The sequence below is a fragment of the Glycomyces tarimensis genome (assembly GCF_054776215.1).
In genome coordinates this window covers 1-21615 of sequence record NZ_BAAHCB010000021.1, presented here as the reverse complement: position 1 = coordinate 21615, position 21615 = coordinate 1, and the positions used below count along the sequence as shown (strand labels likewise).

General features: G+C 70.3%; 23 protein-coding genes. 6 read left to right on the top strand and 17 right to left on the bottom strand.

The window, feature by feature from the left end:
• The first annotated feature begins 91 nt into the window (after positions 1-91).
• Positions 92-1018, top strand: coding sequence for a lipoyl synthase (gene lipA, locus ACYVK3_RS17055; RefSeq protein ID WP_460498723.1), 927 nt, complete (start codon positions 92-94; stop codon positions 1016-1018).
• Between the two features lie 45 nt (positions 1019-1063).
• Complete coding sequence (locus tag ACYVK3_RS17050; protein ID WP_460498541.1) at positions 1064-1759, top strand: DUF4191 family protein; 696 nt, start codon at positions 1064-1066, stop codon at positions 1757-1759.
• Between the two features lie 131 nt (positions 1760-1890).
• Here the strand turns inward: ACYVK3_RS17050 and ACYVK3_RS17045 are convergent, their stop codons facing one another.
• From ACYVK3_RS17045 to hisI, 17 genes are all read right to left on the bottom strand, one after another.
• Entirely contained in the window at positions 1891-2301 is a 411-nt protein-coding gene (locus ACYVK3_RS17045; RefSeq protein WP_460498540.1) for a DUF3040 domain-containing protein, read from the bottom strand.
• Between the two features lie 194 nt (positions 2302-2495).
• Entirely contained in the window at positions 2496-3647 is a 1152-nt protein-coding gene (gene dinB, locus ACYVK3_RS17040; protein ID WP_460498722.1) for a DNA polymerase IV, read from the bottom strand.
• A gap of 98 nt (positions 3648-3745) precedes the next feature.
• Positions 3746-4924: an alkaline phosphatase family protein gene (locus ACYVK3_RS17035; RefSeq protein ID WP_460498539.1), complete on the bottom strand. Its 1179-nt coding sequence runs from the start codon at positions 4922-4924 to the stop codon at positions 3746-3748.
• Between the two features lie 170 nt (positions 4925-5094).
• Positions 5095-5757, bottom strand: a complete 663-nt coding sequence (locus ACYVK3_RS17030) for a transcriptional regulator (protein ID WP_460498538.1) — start codon at positions 5755-5757, stop codon at positions 5095-5097.
• 34 nt (positions 5758-5791) lie between these two features.
• Positions 5792-6937: a sensor histidine kinase gene (locus ACYVK3_RS17025; RefSeq protein ID WP_460498537.1), complete on the bottom strand. Its 1146-nt coding sequence runs from the start codon at positions 6935-6937 to the stop codon at positions 5792-5794.
• A 66-nt stretch (positions 6938-7003) separates the two neighbouring features.
• Positions 7004-7774, bottom strand: coding sequence for a class I SAM-dependent methyltransferase (locus tag ACYVK3_RS17020; protein WP_460498536.1), 771 nt, complete (start codon positions 7772-7774; stop codon positions 7004-7006).
• 20 nt (positions 7775-7794) lie between these two features.
• The gene (locus tag ACYVK3_RS17015; protein ID WP_460498535.1) at positions 7795-8559 is read right to left on the bottom strand and encodes a WecB/TagA/CpsF family glycosyltransferase; all 765 of its coding nucleotides are present in this window, start codon (positions 8557-8559) and stop codon (positions 7795-7797) included.
• Positions 8559-9542 (bottom strand): Rossmann-fold NAD(P)-binding domain-containing protein, encoded by a 984-nt coding sequence (locus tag ACYVK3_RS17010; RefSeq protein ID WP_460498534.1) that lies wholly within the window; start codon positions 9540-9542, stop codon positions 8559-8561. The genes ACYVK3_RS17015 and ACYVK3_RS17010 overlap by 1 nt, the downstream gene beginning before the upstream one ends.
• A gap of 87 nt (positions 9543-9629) precedes the next feature.
• A complete protein-coding gene (locus tag ACYVK3_RS17005) occupies positions 9630-10508 on the bottom strand; it encodes a hypothetical protein (protein WP_460498533.1) in 879 nt (292 codons plus the stop codon).
• Positions 10505-10999: a GNAT family N-acetyltransferase gene (locus ACYVK3_RS17000; RefSeq protein ID WP_460498532.1), complete on the bottom strand. Its 495-nt coding sequence runs from the start codon at positions 10997-10999 to the stop codon at positions 10505-10507. Before ACYVK3_RS17000 ends, ACYVK3_RS17005 begins: the two co-directional genes overlap by 4 nt.
• Before the next feature lie 18 nt (positions 11000-11017).
• The gene (locus ACYVK3_RS16995; RefSeq protein ID WP_460498531.1) at positions 11018-12172 is read right to left on the bottom strand and encodes an FAD-dependent oxidoreductase; all 1155 of its coding nucleotides are present in this window, start codon (positions 12170-12172) and stop codon (positions 11018-11020) included.
• A 30-nt stretch (positions 12173-12202) separates the two neighbouring features.
• On the bottom strand, positions 12203-13189 hold the full coding sequence (gene lgt / locus ACYVK3_RS16990) for a prolipoprotein diacylglyceryl transferase (RefSeq protein WP_460498530.1): 987 nt from the start codon (positions 13187-13189) through the stop codon (positions 12203-12205).
• A 23-nt stretch (positions 13190-13212) separates the two neighbouring features.
• The gene (gene trpA, locus ACYVK3_RS16985) at positions 13213-14001 is read right to left on the bottom strand and encodes a tryptophan synthase subunit alpha (protein WP_460498529.1); all 789 of its coding nucleotides are present in this window, start codon (positions 13999-14001) and stop codon (positions 13213-13215) included.
• Positions 13998-15197 (bottom strand): tryptophan synthase subunit beta, encoded by a 1200-nt coding sequence (gene trpB, locus ACYVK3_RS16980; protein ID WP_460498528.1) that lies wholly within the window; start codon positions 15195-15197, stop codon positions 13998-14000. Before trpB ends, trpA begins: the two co-directional genes overlap by 4 nt.
• Positions 15198-15209: 12 nt before the next feature.
• On the bottom strand, positions 15210-16016 hold the full coding sequence (gene trpC, locus ACYVK3_RS16975; protein WP_460498527.1) for an indole-3-glycerol phosphate synthase TrpC: 807 nt from the start codon (positions 16014-16016) through the stop codon (positions 15210-15212).
• Positions 16017-16553 (bottom strand): Trp biosynthesis-associated membrane protein, encoded by a 537-nt coding sequence (locus ACYVK3_RS16970; RefSeq protein ID WP_460498526.1) that lies wholly within the window; start codon positions 16551-16553, stop codon positions 16017-16019.
• Positions 16550-16894, bottom strand: coding sequence for a phosphoribosyl-AMP cyclohydrolase (hisI, locus tag ACYVK3_RS16965; RefSeq protein WP_460498525.1), 345 nt, complete (start codon positions 16892-16894; stop codon positions 16550-16552). Before hisI ends, ACYVK3_RS16970 begins: the two co-directional genes overlap by 4 nt.
• Before the next feature lie 79 nt (positions 16895-16973).
• Here hisI and ACYVK3_RS16960 point away from each other — a divergent pair, with 79 nt between their 5' ends.
• The 4 genes from ACYVK3_RS16960 to ACYVK3_RS16945 form a co-directional block, all read left to right on the top strand.
• The gene (locus ACYVK3_RS16960) at positions 16974-17675 is read left to right on the top strand and encodes a RibD family protein (RefSeq protein WP_460498524.1); all 702 of its coding nucleotides are present in this window, start codon (positions 16974-16976) and stop codon (positions 17673-17675) included.
• Positions 17676-17720: 45 nt separating this feature from the next.
• Entirely contained in the window at positions 17721-19469 is a 1749-nt protein-coding gene (locus ACYVK3_RS16955; protein ID WP_460498523.1) for a BCCT family transporter, read from the top strand.
• A 72-nt stretch (positions 19470-19541) separates the two neighbouring features.
• Positions 19542-20504 (top strand): quinone oxidoreductase family protein, encoded by a 963-nt coding sequence (locus tag ACYVK3_RS16950; protein WP_460498522.1) that lies wholly within the window; start codon positions 19542-19544, stop codon positions 20502-20504.
• Positions 20505-20914: 410 nt separating this feature from the next.
• Positions 20915-21615 (top strand): hypothetical protein (locus ACYVK3_RS16945; protein WP_460498521.1); only part of this gene is annotated, 701 nt, incomplete at its 3' end.

The following is a 21615-nucleotide window of genomic DNA, read 5'->3' as shown; positions in this document are numbered from 1 at the left end:
GCGAGGCGGCTGTGCCGAGCGACACCTGCCGTCCGCGGCGGTCGCGGCGTAGGCTGGTGCGGTGACTTCCGAACAGCCCAAGGGACGCCGGATGCTGCGCCTCGAAGCGCGCAACGCCGAGACCCCGATCGAGAAGAAACCCTCCTGGATCAAGGTCAAGGCCAAGACCGGCCCGGAATACACCGAACTGCGCAGCCTCGTCAAAAGCGAGGGCCTGCACACCGTCTGCCAGGAAGCCGGCTGTCCCAACATCTACGAATGCTGGGAGGACCGGGAGGCGACCTTCCTCATCGGCGGCTCGCAGTGCACCCGACGCTGCGACTTCTGCCAGATCGACACCGGCAAGCCCTCGCCGCTCGACCGCCTCGAGCCGATGAAGGTCGCCGACTCGGTCAAGACGATGGGCCTGAAGTACGCCACGGTCACCGGCGTCGCCCGCGACGACCTCGAGGACGGCGGCGCCTGGCTCTACGCCGAGACCGTCCGCCAGATCCACAAGGCGATCCCCGGCTGCGGCGTCGAGCTGCTCATCCCCGACTTCAACGCCGAGCCCGAGCAGCTCGCCGAGGTCTTCTCCTCGCGCCCGGAGGTGCTGGCGCACAACGTCGAGACGGTCCCGCGCATCTTCAAGCGGATCCGACCGGCGTTCACCTACGAGCGCTCGCTCGGGGTCATCACCCGCGCCCGCGAGGACGGCCTGGTCACCAAGTCGAACCTCATCCTCGGCATGGGCGAGACCCGCGAGGAGATCTCGCAGGCGCTGCGCGACCTCTACGAGGCCGGCTGCGAGCTCATCACCATCACCCAGTACCTGCGCCCGACCAAGCGCCACCACCCGGTGGACCGCTGGGTCAAGCCCGAGGAGTTCGTGGAACTGTCGGCCGAAGCCGAGGAGATCGGTTTCGCCGGCGTCATGAGCGGTCCGCTCGTGCGCTCCTCCTACCGGGCCGGGCGGCTGTACCGGCAGGCGGTCGATGCGCGCGCCGAAGCCCCCTCGGCCAAGCTCGCGAGCCGTTGATCACCCCTCCCGTCATGGCCGAGGTCGCACCGTAGACTTGAGAACATGGCAAAGCAGCAGGAGAAAGAGACATTCGGGTCGAGACTGAAGACCATCGGTCTGGCCATCAAGTTCACGACGCAGCGGGACAAATGGTTCCTGCCGCTCGAGGCCGCCGCCATTCTGCTGCCGTTCATCGTCATCACGGCCTTGGTGATCTTCGCGCGGTTCTCGCTGCTGTGGTACGTCAGCGCGGTGTTCATCGCGCTGCTCGCCGGCATGATCGTGCTGAACGTGCGCACGAGCAAGGTCGTGAACCGCGAGGCGGTCGGCAAGCCCGGCGCCGCTTACGCGCTCATCGACGGCATGCGCGGCTGGCACGTGACCGCGGGCGTCGCGGCGGTCTCCGAGACGCAGATGGTGCACCGCGCGGTCGGCAAGCCCGGGGTGGTGCTGCTGGGCGAGGGCGGCGGCAAGGCGCGCAAGCTCTTGGGCCAGGAGAAGAAGCGGATCTCGCGGGTGGTCGGCTCGACGCCGATCTACACCTTCATGGTCGGCGAGACGGCGAACGACGACTTCTCGGTGACCGAGGTGCGCAAGCGGCTGACGAAGCTGCCCAAGAACATCGACGCCAAATCCGCCAACCATGTCGCCAAGCGCCTCGATGCGATGGGCATGGGCATGGCGATCCCGAAGGGGCCGATCCCCACCAGTGCGAACGCCGGCAAGGCGGCGCGGCGCGCGATGCTGCGCGGACGCTGAGGCGCGGCAGCCCGAAGAGACTCGAACGGGCCGCGCTCCGCCGTTGTACGGCTTGCAAGCTTCGCCGTCGGTGTGCGTGGCCCGTATTCGTTCGTATACGGAGTTCTGCTCAGAACGTGTCGCCGTTCTGCTCAGAACGTGTCGCCGCTGTCGCGGCGGCGCCTCCAGCGCTCTTCCATGCGGGAGGTGAAACCACCCGGTTTCGGGGCCTTCGAGCCGCCGCTTCCGGTGGTGCGGGTCGCCTTGCCGTCGACGGCCTTCAGCTTGCCGGTGGTGCCGCGGCGCTGTGCCCAGAGCCCGATGATCAGGCCGCCGAACATGAGCACCGCGCCGATCGGGGCGCCCCACTGCGCGGCGCCGGCGATCACGGTGCCGATGACGACGCCGATGCCGATGACGGAGACGATCCCGGCGATGATGAGCCTGCGCCGGGTGACATGCGCCGGGTCGTGGGCGCGCACAGCAGAGGCGAACTGCGGGTCTTCGGACAAGGACTGCTCGATTTCTTCGAACAGGCGTTGTTCGTGGTCGGAGAGCGGCACGACACTCCTCCTGCACTAGTCTCGGCGGGCCCGGCGCCATGTCGACGGGCCTAGGTGCTTGTGGTTCAAGTCTACGAGGCTTTCGCCCAAGGCGGAAGGCAGTTCGTCCGTGAATCTGTCCGTTCTCACCTTAGTGAGCCTGGATACCCGCGGACCTCGATCCTAACCGTTGCCGCGGGCGTTCCGACGGGTGTCTACTCACGATCGGAGCGCCGCAGCCTGCCGGCCGACCGGACCGCCCCCTTGCCGAATTTCGCGGCGGCCACGTCGATCGCCGTCTCGATATCGCGCCAGCCGTGTTCGGGCTCGTCGAGGGCCACCTGACGGCCGACGGCGGCGGCCTCGACGAGGTGGTCGAGGCGCACACCGATGAGTCGGACCGGCGCGGTGGCGGCGGCGTCGGCGAGCTCGCGGGCGGCCGCGTGGATCTCGTGGCCGACGTCCGTCGGCGCCGGGAGCATGCGCGAGCGGGTGATGGTGCGGAAGTCGCCGAAGCGGATCTTCACCGTGACGCCGCGCCCGGCCCAGCCGGCGGCGCGGGCCCGGGAGGCGACCTTGCGCGACAGTTCGAGCAGCGTCGGACCCCAGACGCCGGCGTCCGGCGCGTCGTGGCCGAACGTGGTCTCGTTGCTGATGGACTTCTCGACGCGTTCGGGCCGGACCGGTCGCGGATCGATGTTCCGCGAGAGCGCGTACAGATGTTCGGCCGAAGCGGTGCCGACGGTGGCGGCGAGGCGGTCGACCGGGAGGCGCGCGATGTCGCCCACGGTGCGCATCCCGAGGCGCTCGAGTTTCTGTCCGGTCTTCTCCCCGATGCCCCACACGGCGCGGATGGGGAGGCGGTGGAGGAACGACAGTTCGTTCTCGCGAGGGACGACGCCGAGCCCGTCGGGTTTGGCGTGCTCCGAGGCGAGCTTCGCGAGGAACTTGGTGGAGGCGATGCCGACGGTGCAGGTGATGCCGTGCTCGGCCCGGACGCGGGCCTTGATCGAGCGGGCGATCTCGCCCGGGGAGCCGATGAGGCGGCGGGCGCCGGAGACGTCGAGGAAGGCCTCGTCGACCGAGATCGGCTGGACGTGCGGGGTGAACTCCCGGAAGATCGCCATGACCGCGCGCGAGACCTCGCCGTAGGAGGTGGTGGGCTTCATGAACACGCCGTTCGGGCAGCGGCGGCGAGCGACGGCGGTGGGCAGTGCGGAGTGCACGCCGTACTCGCGGGCCTCGTAGGAGGCCGCGGCGACGACGCCGCGCGGGCCGAGCCCGGCGATGATGACGGGTTTGCCGCGCAGCGACGGATCCCGGGCGATCTCCACGGACGCGAAGAAGGCGTCCATATCGACGTGCATAATCCCCAGACCCTCATCGGACAAATCAGGACCGATGTACGCGCTGAGATCACTGGCCACGTCCGAATCGTAGCCGCGGGGTCCGACACCCGGGCCGCTCATCCGGTCCGGTACGACCACAGCGGGACCGCCATCTCCGCCGCCGTCAGGCCGCCGTGCTGGCCGATGAGGCGCGCGACATGCGGCGGCTCGCCCTCGACGCCGACGACCGCGAACGTGTCGCGGCAGGCCACGACCAGGTCCCCCACCCGTTCGCGGTTGGCGGCCGTCACCTCGGGCCCGAACCAGCCGCGGGCGATCGCCTCGTCGCGCCCGACGATCTCGGCCCTGCCGGCGACGGCCTCGCTCCAGGCGGCGTCGACGTCCTCGACCGCGCCGTCCTCGACGTAGAGGTAGCGCATGCGCCCGTCGCCGGCGACGGCCTCGACCCCCCAGAGCAGCTCGGGGCGCTCGTCGACGTGGAGGCGCTCGGTCAGGTTGACCATCCCGTGGTCGGCGGTGACCATGAGCGCCGTGTCCCGGGGCAGGTACGTGATCAGATCGTCGATGGTCTTGGCGACCGCCGCGACGGCGTCGAGCCACTCGACCGAGCCGATGCCGTAGAAGTGCCCGGCGGTGTCGACGTTCGGCAGATAGGCGTAGACGAGGGTGCGGTCGCCGCGCGCCAGAGCGCCGATCGTCTCGGCGGCGACCTCGGTGGGCGTGGCGGCGGGCAGCCAATCGGCGCCGCGGTAGATGGCCCTGGTCAGGCCGGTGGCGCGGAAGGCGCCGTCGGAGACGACCGAGCAGACCACGCCGTCGGCGACGGCGCGCTCGAAACACGTCGGCATCGGCTGCCAGGTCTCCGGGTCGGGACTGCCCTCCCAGCGGATGTGGGTGACGAGGTCGCCGGAGTCGGGGACGCGGACGGTGAAGCCGATGATCCCGTGCCGGCCCGGCGGGATGCCGCAGGCGAGCGAGGCCAGGCTGATCGGGGTGGACGAAGGGACGGTGGCGGTGATGGGCGCGAGGGTGCCGATCTCGCCGTTGTGGATGGCCTCGACGGTGGCGCTTGCCTGGGCGGCCTGGCGCAGCAGGTGGTAGCCGAAGCCGTCGAGCAGGAGCACGGCCACGCGCCGGACGCCGTCGAGCTCGGCCGGACGCAGCGGCATATGACCGTCGCCGCTTGGAACGCCGAGGGCCGCAAGAGCGGCGGGCATGACGTCGGCGAGTGTGCCGGTGCCGTAGGCGGGCTGGAGCGCCTCCAGCGAGCTGGTCAAGTGCGGGCTCGAACGCATGGCCCGAGGCTAGCCGGTCGCGTGAACGCACGGCCACAGGACATGGCCGCCACCGCTCGGGGACGGCCGCCGTCCGCGAACCGACCGTGCTTCGTTGTGCCCGAGACTCGGTGATCACCTCCGAGGCCGTGCGGGACTCGCGCCGGCGCGGTGTCCGGAATGTTCCGCGGTCAGGGCTCGGGGATGTCGAGGCCGCTGCGGTAGGCGATCGCCACCAGTCCGGCGCGGTCGCGAGCCTCGAGCTTGGCCAGGAGCCGGCCGACGTGGGTGCGGACGGTGGCGGGGCTGATGAACAGGTGCCGGCCGATCTCGTCGTTCGTCAAGCCGGTGGCCACCCAGCGCAGGATCTCCATTTCGCGCTCGGTCAGCTCCCCGAGCCTCGCGTGGGGCCTGGCAGGGCCGGTGCGGCCCTCGGCGTAGGCGTCGATGACCTTGCGGGTCACGTCCGGCGACAGCAGCGAGTCGCCCGCGGCGGCGAGGCGGACGGCCTTGAGGATCTCGGCGGGGTCGGTGTCCTTCATGACGAACCCTGCCGCGCCGCCCGAGAGTGCCTCGAAGATGTAGGAGTCGATCTCGAAGGTGGTCATCATCACCACGCGGGTGCCGTCCAACTTGGAGTCGCGACTGATGCGGCGCAGGACTTCGAGGCCGTCGAGGCCGGGCATGCGGATGTCGAGCAGGGCCACGTCGGGTTCGATCTCGCGGATGAGCGCCCACGCCTGTTCCCCGTCGGTGGCCTCGGCGGCGAGCCGCAGGTCGGGCTCGTCGGCGATGAGGGTGCGCAGGGCCATGCGGATGAGACTCTGATCGTCGGCGACGACGAGTTCGATCATGCGCTCGCCTCCTCTCGGTGCGGCTTGCGATCCCTCATTGAGGACTGTGGGCGTAGGGGAGCTCGGCGTGGACGGCGAAGCCGCCGCCGGTGGCGGGGCCGGCGTTGAAAGCGCCGCCGTGGGCGCCGATCCGTTCCATCATCCCGGCGATGCCCTGGCCGAGGCGGCCGGGGTCGACCTCGCCGCCGCGGCCGTCGTCGGTGACGTCGATGGCGAGCGCCCCCGCGCCGCAGCCGAGCCGGACCGTGGCCCGGGAGGCGCCGGAGTGACGGATGACGTTCGTCAGCGCCTCTTGGACGACGCGGTAGGCCGTGGAGGCGATCCGGGTGGGCACGGACTCGGGATCGCCCTCGATCCGGCAGTCGACCTCGAGGCCGCCTCTGCGGACGTCGTCGACGAGGACCGGGACGTCGACGAGGGAGAACGCGGGGCGCAGCTCCGGCTGCTCGCCGTGGCGCAGGGGCACCAGGGTGGCGCGCAGGTCGTCCAGGGCGCGCGAGGAGCTGTCGCGGATGGCCCGCAGGTGCTCGAGCACGCCCGGCGCAGCGTCGGGCCGCTTCTCCAGCACGTGAAGCGCCACGCCGGCGTTCATGCTGACGACGGCGAGGCTGTGCCCGACGACGTCGTGGATCTCGCGGGCCATCGCGACGCGCTCCTCGGCGCGGTGGCGTTCGCGGTTCGCGGCCACGGCCTGGGCGCGGGCGTTCCTCGCCTCCCGTGCGATCACGCCGCCGACCGCGGGGATGGCGAGGTAGATGAAGGTGATGGCGATGTTCACCGGCAGTCGGTTCCCGTCGTCGAGGACGAACTCGTAGAAGACCGGAAAGGCCACCAGGAGCGATCCGAGCATGATCAGGCTCGCCTGCAGGGAGCGGGCCACGACGTAGCAGAACACCGCCACCGCCGGCAGCAGGTAGACCGGTCCCTCGGGATGGCCCAGGCCCACGTAGCACCACAGCACGAGTGTCGAGCCGATCAGCGATGCCTCCGGCCAGAGGCGGCGCACGGTCAACGTCGCCGCGCACAATCCGATCAACGCGACCGCCCCCGCCCCGGGGTGGACTCCGTCGTTGGCGCCGATCGTGGCCACCGAGACGAGGATGCCGAGGACGACGGCGATCACGATGTCGCCGACGACGGCCGACAGGGCCGGACGGGATCCGTTTCGCTGCGTGGTCACGCCACCAGCCTAGGGCCGCGCGGCGCCGACGAACTCGGCGCGAGACCGTAACCGGGCGTACGCCCCTCAGCGTATGGGCTTGCGCGCCAGCAGGTGGATCTGCGTCGCCATGTCGCGGAACGGGATCCTGGAGGCCGTCGCCAGCTCGAATTCGCGCAGCTCCTCCCCCGATCCCGCCTCGACGCTCGCGGCCGAGGAGGGGACGAGGTCGCCCACGACGCCGACGCCGTGGACCTGCTCGGTCACCAGGCCGGACGCGCCGACCAGGGCGGTCAGCGTGGCGGTCTCGAAACGTCGCTTGAGGGTGTCCTTCCCGTCGATGATGCCGTCGACGTCGACGAGCAGGTCGAGCGCGGCCGAGAAATTCCCCGCCAGGGCCTTGCCGAGGACCGCGGCGATGCGGTTCGCGACGAGGATGCTCACCGCCCCGCCTTGCGCGCAGGCTTGCGCGAGGGCGCTCAGGGCGGTCTCGGGATCGTCGATCATCTCCAGCACCGAGTGGCACAGCACCAGGTCGGCCGAGCCGGACTCGACGACGTGGGGCAGTTCGTCGGCGTCGGCCTGGACGGCGGTGACCCGGTCGGTCACGTCCGCGTCCGCGACCCGCTGGCGCAGTGAGGCGAGCGCGTTCGCCGAGGGTTCGACGACGGTGATCTCGTGGCCGAGCTCGGCGAGCGGCACGGCGAAGCCGCCGGAGCCGCCCCCGACGTCCACGATGCGCATGCGCGCACCGGTCCCGGCGGCGAATCGTTCGATCTCGGCCGACAGCACCGACCACACGACCGCGACACGGGGGTGGTGCGTGGTCTCAGTGCTCTCCTTGGGAATGTCGACCATGGGCCTCACCCTATCCTCTGCTAGTCCCGCAGATATGGGGGATTACGGCGGATCGAGCGCAGATAGGCGGGGTTGTTCACCAGATACCGGCGCCACAGCCGCCTCGGTTCCTTGGTGAGGCGGTAGCACCATTCGAGCCCGTTGCGCTGCATCCACGAGGGGGCCTGCGGGACGAGCCCGGCGTGGAAGTCGAAGGCGGCGCCGACGCCGAACAGGACGGGGGCGCTGAGCCGCTCGCGATGCGCGGCCATCCAGCGCTCCTGCTTGGGCGTGGACAGGCCGACCCACACGAGTTGGGCGCCGGAGTCGTTGATGCGCGCGACGATCTCGTCGTCCTCGGCCTCGGTGAGGGGCCGGAACGGCGGCGAGTGGGTCCCGGCGATCTTGACGCCGGGGATCTTCTCGGACAGCCGCTTGGCGAGCAGTTCGGGCACGCCGTCCTTGCCGCCGTACAGGAACGAGGACCAGCCGCGCTCGGCGGCGCGGCCGAGGACGCTCAGCATGAGGTCGGGCCCGTAGACGCGGTCCATCCATTCGGCGCCGGCCTTGCGGCCGGCCCACACCATCGGCATGCCGTCGGGGGTGGTCAGCCCCGAGGCGTTGTGGATGGCCTTGAGCGCGGGGTCGCGCTGGGACTCCATGACGCCGTGGACGCCGGTGACGCACACGTAGTGGCGCTCGCCGGCGTCGATCCAGCGGGAGATCTCGGCGAGCGCCATGGCCTGGTTGACGGTGGAGACGCCGACGCCGAGGACGTCGACCCTCCGGAGCTTCGGGTCGGCCATCAGCGGTTGTACTTGGCCTTGACCTGGTCGTAGACCCAGGCGTAGGTCCTGGCCATGCCTTCGCGGAGGCTGATCGAGGGCTCCCAGCCGTAGTACTTCTGGATGAGCGTGTTGTCGGAGTTGCGGCCGCGCACGCCGAGGGCCCCGTCGACGTGCTTGAGCTTGATGTCGATGCCGGCGATGTCGGCCACCAGGTAGTACAGGTTGTTGATGGTGGTCATCTCGGAGGAGCCCAGGTTGAGCGGCTCGGTGACGTCGCCGCGCGTGAGCAGCTTGGTGCCGTGGACGCAGTCGTCGATGTAGGTGAACGAGCGGGTCTGCTCGCCGTCGCCCCAGATCTCGACCTCGGTCTCTCCGGTGAGCGCCGCGACGGCGATCTTGCGGCAGGTGGCGGCGGGGGCCTTCTCGCGGCCGCCCTCCCAGGTGCCTTCGGGGCCGTAGATGTTGTGGTAGCGCGCGACGCGGGTCTGGAGGCCGAAGTCCTCGCGGAAGTGGCGGGCCATGCGCTCGGAGAAGAGCTTCTCCCAGCCGTAGCCGTCCTCGGCGTCGGCCGGGTAGGCGTCCTCCTCCTTGAGGGGGGCGATGTCGGCCTCGGTCTGCTTGTAGCCGGCGTAGACGCAGGCCGACGAGGAGTAGAAGAAGCGGCCGACCTCGGCGTCGCGTGCGGCCATGAGCATGTGGGTGGAGGGCAGGACCGAGAGCATGCACAGGGCCTTGTTGTTCTCGATGAAGCCCATGCCGCCCATGTTGCAGGCGAGGTTGTAGACCTCGGCGGCGCCGTCACCGACGGCCTCGCGGCTGGCGCTCAGCTCGCCGAGGTCCCGCTGGAGGTTCTCGACCTCGGAGTGGACCTGGTACCACTGGTCGAGCGGCTTGACGTCGACGGCGCGCACGGTCTTGCCTTCAGCGAGGAGGCTTGCCACCAGATGTCCGCCGATGAAACCACCGGCTCCCGCCACTACCGCGTCCACGCCTGCAGCCATCGTCACTCCTCATGCATTCGTACGGGGAATTGAGAGCTTTCAGCGTACCCGGCCCACTTGGGCGCCCACCAATCGGGAATCGGGGTCTCAGTCACCCTTGAGCAGTTGCGCCGGTCCGATCCTCAGCAGATCGGGGGCGGGGTCGTCGGCGATGGCGGACTCGAACCGGGGGGCGATGCAGTACAGGCGCGCGGGCGGGTCGCCGAGGAGGCGGCGCACGTAGCGCAGCCGCTGGAGCTGCTGGGCGCGCATGATGAACGACCAGCGGATGGAGCCGAGCGCGACGAGGACGCCGTCGGAGTCCCAGGCGGCGACTTCGAGGGTGCGCAGCTGCCGGTGGCGGGGGTCGGGGACGACGATGCGGGTCGTCTGGGCGGCGTCGGAGGCGCCGAGGGCCCATTCGCGGGCGATCCGGGCGTATTCGGCGCGGCAGACGTAGCGGTCGAAGCGGGCGTGGTTCATGCGCCAGAGCCGGCCGGTGATGCGGCCGCGCCGCCACCGCTCCAGGTGCGGGGCCATCATCGCGTGGTAGAACCGCGCGAGACGGTCATCGATCGTCCAGAAGGGGCTGTCGGGTTCGAGCGGGTTCGGATCGGCGCGGCCGAGACCGGCCTCGGCGAGGCGCCCCAGGATCGCCTCGAGATCGGCGGGCTCGATGCCGCTCATGGTCCGCAGGTCCTCCAGGACGCGGGGCCGGACCGTGAGCAGGTCGAGGACCTTGCGCGTCGGCTCGTCGGGCCGCTCCCCCAACTTGGTCTCGACGGCGTGCTCGCACAGGCCGAACAGGGGGTTGTCCGCGTTGAGGAAGGTGGAGCGGACCCACTCGGGGACGTCCGCCTTGGCGCGCGGCAGCTCGCCCGCGTGGGCGAGCAGCTCGGGGTCGGAGTCGAGGAGGGCGTGGACGCTGATGGCGGCCTCGGCGTCGTCGATGCCGAGGGCCCGGACGGATGCGCGCAGTTCGGTCATGATCCCAGCATCTTGTACATGATGTGCATGCCGACCAGTCCGTGGACGGGGTGGCGGAACCCTTCGGGGACGATCGCGAGGGTCTCGAACCCCAGCGAGTGCCAGAGCTTCACGGCGGTGGTGTTGCTCTCCACGACGGCGTTGAACTGCATCGCGTGGAAGCCGTCCTTCGCGGCGCGCTCGAGCGCGGCCTCGCCGAGGGCGCGGCCGACGCCGCGGCCTCGGAAGTCCGGGTCGACCATGAATCCGGCGTTGGCGACGTGGGAGCCCTGGCCGGGCAAGTTGGGGTGGATCTCGACGGTGCCGGCGATCCGCTCGTCCATCTCGACGACGAGGCGGGAGGCCGGCGACGGCCGCTCCATCCAGTACGCCCTGGCCCACTCCTCGGACGTGTCCGGGGGCCAGGGATAGGTCGCTCCGGCGGCGATGATGGGCTGCGCGAAGGCCCAGATGGCGGGCCAGTCGGCCGCCTCGGCGTCACGAATCCTCATGGGTACGAAGATATTTGATCATCGGGGCGGCTGCCAGTCCGACAGCGAGGTGGCGCGGTTGGACAGCCACACGTCGGGCACCGCCCGCAGCAGTCCCCTGGTGACGCCCGGCCCGCCGGTGGCGATCATGTGCGCGCGTCTCGACAGGCGCGCGACGCGCCGGATGCGCGCCACCCGCGCCCGCTCGTAGGCATGGAGCGCTTCAGAGATCGACTCGGGGCTGCGCCGCAGCGCCCACCCGAGAGTCACCGCGTCCTCCAGCGCGAGGCTCGCGCCCTGCGCGAGGATCGGCGCCACTCCGTGTGCCGCGTCGCCCATGAGCACGATCCCGTGCTCGCCCTCGGCGTAGTGCAGCCGCGACGGCAGCGGCCACACGAACCTGACGGACTGCTGGGTCAGCTCCGAGGGCCTGGTCGCGGCGATGTACTTGCCGACGGGCGCGGGCCAGTCGGCGAACCAGCGGTTGATGAGCTCGTGCTGGATCTGCGGGGACTCCGGGCGCATCCCGCCGGGCACGGTCGCCCACCAGCAGGCGCCGGCCTGTCCGAGGTCGCCGTAGCCGAAGCGGCGGCGGTCGCGTCCGTAGATCTCGACGGCGTCGGGCTCGCGATCGGGGGCGCGATGGGCCGGGATCGTGGCCCGGAAGGCCACCACCCCGGCATCGACGGTCGGCGCGCCCTTGGCGACGAGTTCGCGGGTGGGCGAGTCGATGCCGTCGGCGGCGATGACGAGGTCGGCGTCCCAGCGGCGGGTGGCGTCCCCGGCCGCCAGGTCGACCAGGTCGATCCGGGAGACGGTGGTGGCCGGGTAGATCTCGACGTCGCGGCCGAGGTGGCTCACCAGGGCCTCGAAGAGCACCGCGTTGTGGACCATGACCGACGGCGAGCCGTCGTCGGCGCCGAGCACTGCCGAGGCGAAGGAGCCCGCGAGGCGGTCCTCGGCGCGGATCTCGAAGCGGTTGATGGGCGTGCCGCCGGCGTCGAGCGTCGCGTCGATGCCGAGCGCGCGCAGCGCCCGGACACCCGAGACCCACAGGAGCATGCCGAGGTTGTCCCCCCTCAGCCGCTCGCGCCGCTCCAGCAGCGCCACCCGCCAGCCGAGCTTGGAGAGGACGATGGCGCTCGCCAGGCCGGCGACGCCGGCGCCGACGACTACGGCTCTACGGTTATGCACATTGCACCTGCCCGGGGGAAGCGGTGGGGGTCAGCTGTCGTCGCGGCCGGGGCCGGCCTCTGCGGACTCGGAGTCGCCGTCGGCGTCCTCCGACTCCTCGTCGGACTCCTCGAGCTTCGGCTCGACGCCCTTGGGGAGCGCCCCGTTCACGTAGCCGGCGCGCCCGGCCTCATCGGAGTCCCAGTCGACCGTGATCCGTTCTTCGCCGTCGAGCACGAACACCTGCCGGGTGCCGCGCACGCGAAGCAGGTAGATCACCGCTCCGACGACGATGACGACGCTCATCCACTGGTTCAGGCGCAGACCGGCGAAGGCCTCCGCCGGGTCGATGCGCAGCCCTTCGATCCAGAACCGGCCGATGCCGTACAAGGCGACGTAGAGGGCGAAGGCGCGTCCGGCCCCGAACTTCCACCTGCGGTCGCAGGCCCAGACCACGAGCGCGACGCCGAGGTTCCACACGAGCTCGTACAGGAACGTGGGGTGGAAGGTCTCGTACTGGCCGTAGCCGGCGATGCGGTGCTGCAGGTCGATCTCGACCGCCCAGGCGACCTCGGTGGGCTTGCCGTACAGCTCCTGGTTGAACCAGTTGCCGAGCCGTCCGACGGCCTGCGCGACGGGCAGGCCCGGGGCCAGCGATTCGGCGACCATCGCGAAGGGGAGCTTCAACTGCCGGCAGGCGAGCCACACGCCGACGCCGCCGAGGAAGATCGCCCCGGGTATGCCCAGGCCGCCCTCCCAGACCGCGACGATCTTCCACGGGTCGCCGTCGGCGCCGAAGTAGGCCTCCGGGCTGGTGAACACGTGGTAGAGGCGCCCGCCGACGATGCCGAACGGCACCGCCCACACGGCGATGTCGAGCACGGCCCACTTGGGGGCGCCGCGGGCGCGCATGCGCGCCTCGGTGATCCAGCAGGCGGCCACGATGCCGGCGATGAGCGCCAGCGCGTAGGCGCGGATCGGAATCGGTCCGAGGTACCAGACGGATTCACTCGGGCTGGGTATGAATGCGAGGTCCACGACGGTTAAACCTATAGGACCGGCTAACGGCGAACGCCTTCGGCCAGCTCGCTTGTCAGCTCGGCGAGGCGCTGGTGGCCCGAGGGGACGTCGTCGGCCTCCAGGTAGCAGCCGACGATCGCCGAGCCGACGATGACGGCGTCGCCGTAGGCGGCGACCTCGGCGGCCTGGTCGCCGTCGCGCACGCCCAGGCCGACGCCGATCGGCAGCTCGGTGTGGGCGCGGGTGCGCTCGACGAGTTTCGGTGCGGCCGTGGAGGTCGCGGCGCGGGCGCCGGTGACGCCCATGACGGACTGGGCGTACACGAAGCCGCGGCACGCGGCCACAGTGGAGGCGATGCGCTCCTCGGTCGAGGACGGGGCGACCAGGAAGACCCGGTCGAGGTCGTGCTCGTCGGAGGCCTCCAGCCAGGCCCCGGCCTCGTCGGGGACGAGGTCGGGGGTGATGAGCCCGGCCCCGCCGGCGGCGGCGAAGTCACGCGCGAAGGCGTCGACGCCGTAGCGTTCGACGAGGTTCCAGTAGGTCATGATGAGGATCGGGACGCGGCCGGAGACGGCCTCGACGACCTCGAAGACCTGGCGGGTGCGGAACCCGGCGGCGAGTGCCCGGTCGGCGGCGCGCTGGATGGCGGGGCCGTCCATGACCGGGTCGGAGTACGGCAGGCCGACCTCGATGATGTCGGCGCCGTTCTCGATCATGATGTCGATGGCCTTGATGGAGTCGGCCAGTGTGGGAAAGCCCGCCGGGAGGTAGCAGACGAGCGCGGAGCGCCCCTCGGCCCTGGTCTTGGCGAATGCGTCAGCCGTTCTCACTGGTCGATCCCCTTGTCGAAGCCGAAGTAGTCCACGACGGTGCCCATGTCCTTGTCGCCGCGCCCCGAGAGGTTGACCAGGACGGCCGAACCGGGGTCGAGGTCCTTCGCCAGGCGCAGGGCGCCGGCGACGGCGTGGGCGGACTCGATGGCGCAGATGATGCCCTCGGTGCGGGCGAGCTGTGCGAGCGCGGCCATGGCCTCGGCGTCGGTGACGGCCTCGTAGACGGCGCGGCCGGTGGCGGCGAGGTGCGCGTGCTCGGGCCCGACTGCCGGGTAGTCCAGGCCCGCCGAGATCGAGTGCGACTCCTTGGTCTGGCCGTCCTCGTCCTGGAGGACGTAGGTGCGGGCGCCGTGGAGGACGCCCAGCGCGCCGGAGTTGATGGCGGCGGCGGTGCGCTCGGTGTCGGCGCCCTCGCCTCCGGCCTCGAAGCCGTACAGCTTGACGTCGTCGTCTTCGAGGAAGGCGGTGAAGGTGCCCATGGCGTTCGAGCCGCCGCCGACGCAGGCGGTGACGACGTCGGGCAGGCGGCCGGTCCGCTCGAGCATCTGGGCGCGGGCCTCGTCGCCGATGCCGCGGCACAGGTCGCGCACGACCTTCGGGAACGGGTGAGGTCCGCCGACGGAGCCGATCAGGTAGTGGGTGTGGTCGACGGTGGCGACCCAGTCGCGGAGCGCCTCGTTCATGGCGTCCTTGAGGGTGCGCGATCCCGTCGTCACGGGCACGACCTCGGCGCCGAGCAGGCGCATGCGGGCGACGTTCAGCGACTGGCGCCGGGTGTCCTCCTCGCCCATGAAGACGGTGCACTCGAAGCCGAAGTAGGCGGCGGCGGTGGCGGCGGCGACACCGTGCTGGCCCGCGCCGGTCTCGGCGATGACACGGGTCTTGCCCATGCGCTTGGTCAGCAGGGCCTGGCCGAGCACGTTGCGGATCTTGTGGGCGCCGGTGTGGTTGAGGTCCTCGCGCTTGAGCCAGATCTCGACGCCGGCCTCCTGGGAGAGCCGCTCGGCCCGGTAGAGCGGCGACGGCAGGTTGCCGTACTCGCTCGACAGTTTCGTGAACTCCGCCCGGAACTCGGGATCGTCCATCGCCTTGTTGTGGACGGCCTCGAGCTCTTCGAGCGCGGCGAAGAGCGCCTCGGGGACGAACCGGCCCCCGAACTCGCCCCAATGGCCGTTGAGGTCAGGGTTGGTCACGGTTCTTCCCTCCTAGATGGGTCGCGGCGTGGCCGGGTGGGACCCGGCCGTGACCAGTTCGGCGACGGCGTCGCGCGGGCTTTTCTGCTTGACCACGCCCTCGCCGACCAGCACGGCGTCGGCGCCGGCCGAGGCGTAGCGGATCAGGTCGCGGGTGCCGCGGACGCCCGATTCGGCGATCTTGACGACGTCGCGGGGCAGGCCCGGGGCGATCCGCTCGAACACCGAGCGGTCCACTTGGAGGGTAGTCAGGTCGCGGGCGTTGACGCCAATGACTTTCGCTCCCGCCTGGAGCGCGCGATCGGCCTCGGCCTCGGTGTGGACCTCGACCAGGGCGGTCATGCCCAGGCCGGTGACGCGGTCGTGGAGCGAGACGAGGGTCTCCTGGTCGAGTGCGGCGACGATGAGCAGGACGACGTCGGCGCCGTGGGCGCGGGCCTCGAGCACCTGGTAGGGCGAGACGACGAAGTCCTTGCGCAGCAAGGGGACCTGGACCTTCTCGCGCACGGCGTCGAGGTCGTCGAGGCTGCCTTTGAAGTAGTTGGGCTCGGTGAGGACGCTGATGACGGCGGCGCCGCCGGCGGCGTACTCGGCGGCGAGCACCGCGGGGTCGGGGATGTCGGCGAGCGAGCCCTTGGAGGGCGAGGCGCGCTTGACCTCGGCGATGACGCTCACACCGCCGCCGATGAGGGCGGCGTAGCCGTCCAGCGCCGGCACGGCGCGCTCGGCGGCCTCGCGGATCGCCTCGATCGGGACTTCGCTCTGTCGCCGCTCGAGATCGGCGCGGACTTCGGTGATGATCTGTTCCAGCACGTTCACCTAAGATCGTCCCTTCTCCTGCACCGTTGCCGTGATATTAGGCGACGAGGGGTCCTGACCGGAGTCGAGGGCGTTCCACAACTTCGCCGGATCCTCTGCTATGTCGCCGCCGTCCACGGCATTCGCATCGTAGCGGGCCTCGGGCTCGGGCCAGCGGCCGGAGCGCAGCGCCGCGGCGGTACCGGCGGCGGCGATGACGAGCCCGGCGGCGGCGAGACCGATCGGGGCGAGACCCAGATCGGCGTGGAGGACGCCGGCGAGGGCGACGGCGAGACCCGCGAGCGCGGCGAGGACCCCGGTGACGCGGCGACCGCGTCGGCCCACGGCGAGCATCGCGAGGAACGCGGCGCCGGCGGCCAGCGCGCTCGGCAGCGCCCACGCGGCGATATCGGTGCCGGTCTGTGAGGCGGTGGAGGCGAGCCCGGCGGCGTTCTCGACGGTCTCGGAGCTCCACTGGCGGGTGGCGGCCAGCGCGGCGGCGGCGGTGCCGGCGAGCCCGACGAGCAGGGTCCTCGCCCGCTCTGATCCTGCGCTCATGCGATCTGCCTTCCGGTGAAGCACGTCCGGGTGCCGGTGTGGCAGGCCGGACCGGTCTGCTCGACCTTGAGCAGGACGGTGTCGCCGTCGCAGTCGATGGACACCGACTTGACGGCCTGGTGGTGGCCCGAGGTCTCGCCCTTGACCCAGTACTCGCCGCGGCTGCGCGACCAGTAGGTGGCCTTGCGCGTCGCGATCGTGCGGCGCAGCGCCTCGGCGTCCATCCATGCGAGCATGAGGACTTCCCCGGTGTCGTGCTGCTGGGCGATCGCGGGCACGAGACCCTCGGCGTTGAAGTTGAGGCCCGCTACGGCGTCCTCGCTGGTCTGTTGGCCATCCACGTCTACCGATTCTGACCTCCCCCGGCCGGCGACCGCCACCCGGGCCCCGGGAGAGGCGGATCATGGGATTCTTGCGTCCATGCGACGTCCCTATGTGATCGTTTCTGCCGCGATGAGCATCGACGGCTTCCTCGACGACGACTCTGAGCGGCGGTTGACGCTGTCGAACGCGGCCGACTTCGACCGCGTCGACGAGGTGCGGGCGGGGGTGGACGCGATCGCGGTGGGCGCGGGGACGGTCAGGGCCGACGATCCCAGACTGCTGCTGCGTTCGCCCGAGCGGCGGGAGCGGCGCGTCGCCGAGGGACGGCCGCCGACGCCGCTGCGGGTCGTCTTCTCCCCCTCGGGCGAGCTGGACGCGAAGGCGCGGCTGTTCGACGGCGCGGACCCGGTGCCGATCGTCTACACCAGTGCGATCGGGGCGCGGGCGTGTCCGCTGGGGCCCAGGGCCGAAGTGGTGGCGACCGGCCGCGACGGGGTCGACCTGCCGACGGCGCTGGCGGACTTGGCGGAACGGGGCGTCGAGCGGCTGCTGGTGGAGGGCGGCGGGACGGTCCACACGGCGTTCTTGTCCTCGGATCTGGTCGACGAGGTGCATATCGCGGTGGCGCCGTTCCTGCTCGGGGAGCGCGGCGGGGCGCGGTTCGTCTATCCGGCGGCCTTTCCGCAGTCGCCGCAGCGGCCCCTGCGTCTGGTGGAGTCGCGAGCGATCGGCGAGATCGTCGTGACACGTTACCGACGTATCGACGTTTTATCCGTGAATGACCGGATAATTCCCTAGGATGACCGCAGCACCGACGCCTGTCGGATTGGGATGGAGCACTTGATGTCCGAGACTGAAACGACCGGGCCCGGGGAACATCCCGAGAGCCCGCCCCCGCCCGCTGAAAAGGACCGGCGCCCGGACACCCTCCCGGTGGACAAGGTGACGTTCGGCATCGCCGCCGGCGTCATCCTGGCGGTCATCCTCCTCGGCGCGGTCTTCCCCGACCGGTTCGAGACCGCCTCGACATCGGCGCTGAACTGGGTGATCGACAACTTCGGGTGGCTGTTCATCATCGCCGGGAACGTGTTCCTGGTCCTGGCGATCTACATCGCCGCCAGCCGCTTCGGCACCATCCGGCTCGGCGACGCCGACGAAGAGCCCGAGTTCAATGCCCTGGCCTGGATCGCGATGATGTTCGCCGCCGGCATGGGCATCGGCCTGATGTTCTTCGGCGTGGCCGAGCCGCTGACGCACTACTTCGACGCCCCGCCGCCGCTCGAACTCGACCCCGCGTCGCCCTTCTTCGAGAACGACCGCCAGCGCGGCGCGCTGATCTACAGCTACTTCCACTGGGTGCTGCACCCGTGGGCGATCTACGCGGTCGCGGGACTGGCGCTCGCATACTCGACATTCCGCAAGGGCCGCGGCAACAATCTGAGCCAGGCGTTCCTGCCGCTGACCGGCGGGAGGCGCTGGGGCCCGGGGGCCGGGAGGGCGATCGACCTGCTGGCGATCTTCGCGACCGTGTTCGGCACCGCGGCCAGCCTCGGCTTCGGCGCGCTGCAGGTGGCGGTGGGCCTCGACCTCGTGTTCGGGGTGCCCGAAACGCAGCGGTTGGAGCTGATCGTCATCGGCGCGCTGACCGCGGCGTTCGTGGTCTCGGCCTTCTCCGGCATCCACCGGGGCATCAAGTGGCTGTCGACCTTGAACGTGCTGCTGGCGGCGGCCATCATGCTGTTCGTGTTCTTCGCCGGTCCGACCCTGTTCCTGCTCGACGCGTGGCCGTCCTCGGTCGGCTCGTACCTGTCGAGTCTGGTGGATCTCTCCAGCGTCACCGGGGCGTTCGGAGGCGAGGAGTGGATGGCGACGTGGACGATCTTCTACTGGGCGTGGTGGCTGTCGTGGGCGCCGTTCGTGGGGACGTTCATCGCCCGCATCTCGCGCGGCCGGTCGATCCGCCAATTCATCGTCGGGGTGCTGCTGGTGCCCTCGACGGCCTCGACGGTGTGGTTCGCGACCATGGGCGGCACCGCGATCTGGAACCAGGCGAATACCGACGCCGACTACAGCGGCGCCGTGGCCAGGGGCGAGGAGTACGCGATGTTCGCGCTCCTGGATTCACTGCCGCTCTACGCGCTGGTGGCGGGCGTGACGATGCTCCTGGTGGTGAACTACTTCATCACGAGCGCCGATTCGGCCTCGCTGGTGCTCGGCTCGCTGTCGAGCTCGGGGTCGCTGGCGCCGAAGCGGCCGCTGGCGGTGTTCTGGGGTGTGACGATCGGCGGCGTCTCGGCGGTGCTCCTGCTGAGCGGCGGCCTGGCGGGGCTCAGGAACGCCACAATCGTCGTGGCGCTGCCGTTCGTGCTCGTGATGCTCCTGATGTGCGCATCGCTGTTGAAGGAGCTGAACGACGACCCGGCCGCCAACCCGCTGCGGCGGCACCTGCGGCACAAGGGATTCCGGGAGGCGATCGAACGGCTCGTCGGTGAGGAGGTCAGCGCGCAGACGGGCGAGCAGAACAACCGGTGGCGCCGTGGCCGACTGCGGTACGGGCTCGGCTCGGTACGGCGTCAGAACCAGGATGAATAGTGTGCCCGCTCCTGAGCCGGACATCGACGGCGCTGCTAGGTTATTTGTGACCCTGTGGCGGAAGGATTTCTCATGAAGGCGATCGTGGTCGAGCAGACCGGCGGCCCGAACGTGATGCGGCTGTTGGAGGGCGAGGACCCCGGGCCGAGGCCCGGACAGATCGCGGTGCGCGTCGTCGCGGCCGGGGTGAACTTCGTCGACACCTACCACCGTTCGGGCGCTTATCCACTGCCGCTGCCGTTCACCCCCGGCATGGAGGGCGGCGGAACGGTGGTGGCGGTGGGCGAGGGCGTCACCGACTTCAAACCCGGCGACGAGGTGGCCTGGGCGCAGGTGCCGGGATCCTATGCGGACCTCGTGGTGGGCAGGGCCGAGGACTTCGTTCCCGTGCCGCCGCGGGTCTCCCTGGAGACCGCCGCCGCGGTGATGCTCCAAGGGCTGACGGCGCACTACCTGTGCAACACGGTCTATCCGGTCCAAGAGGGCGACACCGTGATCGTCCACGCGGCCGCCGGCGGAGTGGGGCTCCTGCTGACGCAGATGGTGAAGTACAAGGGCGGCAAGGTCATCGGCACCGTGAGCACCGATGCCAAGGCGGAGCTGGCCCGTTCGAACGGCTGCGATCACGTCCTGTTCTACGAGGGATTCGGCGAGAAGGCGCGCGAGATCGCCGGCGGCGAGGGTGTTGCGGCCGTGTTCGACGGGGTCGGCAAGGACACTTTCGATGAGAGCCTGGCCTCGTTGCGGCGCAGGGGAAGCATGGTGCTGTTCGGGCAGTCGAGCGGATCGGTGTCGAAGTTCGACCCGCAGCGACTCAACTCCGGGGGATCGCTGATCCTGACCCGGCCGAAGCTCGGCGACTTCATCGCCACCAGGAAGGAGTTCCTGGACCGTGCCGCCGAAGTCTTCCAGTTGATCGAAGACGACAACCTGCTCATTCGCGTAGGAGACACCTTCCGACTCGATGAGGCGGGCGAAGCGCACCAGGCGCTCGAAGGCCGCAAGACGACGGGGAAGCTGCTGCTCATTCCCTGATGCTCATTCCCTAAGTAGTGCTCTGGCCGTTTGAAGGTCTGAAGGTGGGCGCCTGGGGAGACCGGCAATGGAACTTGGGGCGCTGGCGGGAACGGTGTGGGGTTGATGGTCGCACTGCGCTAAATGCGTCAGCGACGACGAGGTCTGTTCTTTGTGGAGGCTGGGTCGGCGGGCATGCCGGTGGGGTGTGGGTTCGGGTTCGGGTTCGGGTGCGGGCCGGGGCGGCTCCTTGGTTCCCGGTATGGCTTGCGGGGCAGGGCGGTTGGTGACTGGCGGGCCGGAAACGTGAGCGTTTTCCCACCCTAATGGGTGATGACAGAAGCCTTGTGACCTGGGAGAATAGAGGTATAGCACGAACCGGCGGAAGCAGCAGGTTCGTACGAGACCTCAAGGATCGAGGGAGGTGTCAGATGGCCAAGGCGAGCACGAAGCCCAGCAGGACCGAGCGGACCGAGCGAGCAGCGGCCATCCACACCGATCTCGATGAGGCGGCTGCCGCCATCAACGCCCTCCACGCGGACATCCTCGCCCGGGTGATCGAGGCGAAAGCCTGGAATATCCACCGCGACTGCGACGGCTTCTCCGCGCTCCGCGAATGGCTGGTGTCGACCTTCGACTTCCACCTGCGCGTCGCGGCTGATCTGGCCGCGATCGCCCGCACGGCAGGGAAGTTCACCGTCCTCGCCCAGACCGCTACCTCCGCTGCGGCGCGGATCGACCGGGTCGCGGCAGCCGCGCGCCGCCTGGACGCGACCAAGGCCCTCCGCGTGTACGCCCGGACTCCCTACAAGGAACCGGTGCCGTCCCCGTTCGACGCGGACATCCTCTGCCCCACCCCCGAGCATCTGATCGCGCAGTACTGCATCCACGCGACAGTGAAGGATGTGCACGCCCAGCTCGATGAACTCCAAGCCGCGCTCGACTCGGGTGAGGAGCTGTTGGACGGGCTCGGGCAGCAGTCGTTGCAGCGCCTGGATCTGGTGGAGACCGAGAACGGCATGTTCGTCCTCTCCGGGCTCCTGTCGGCCGACACCGGGAAGCTGTTCGCCAAGCTGTTGACCACCGCCGTGCCCCCGCCCCGGCAGGATGAGGTCGACGAGGATGGGTCGCT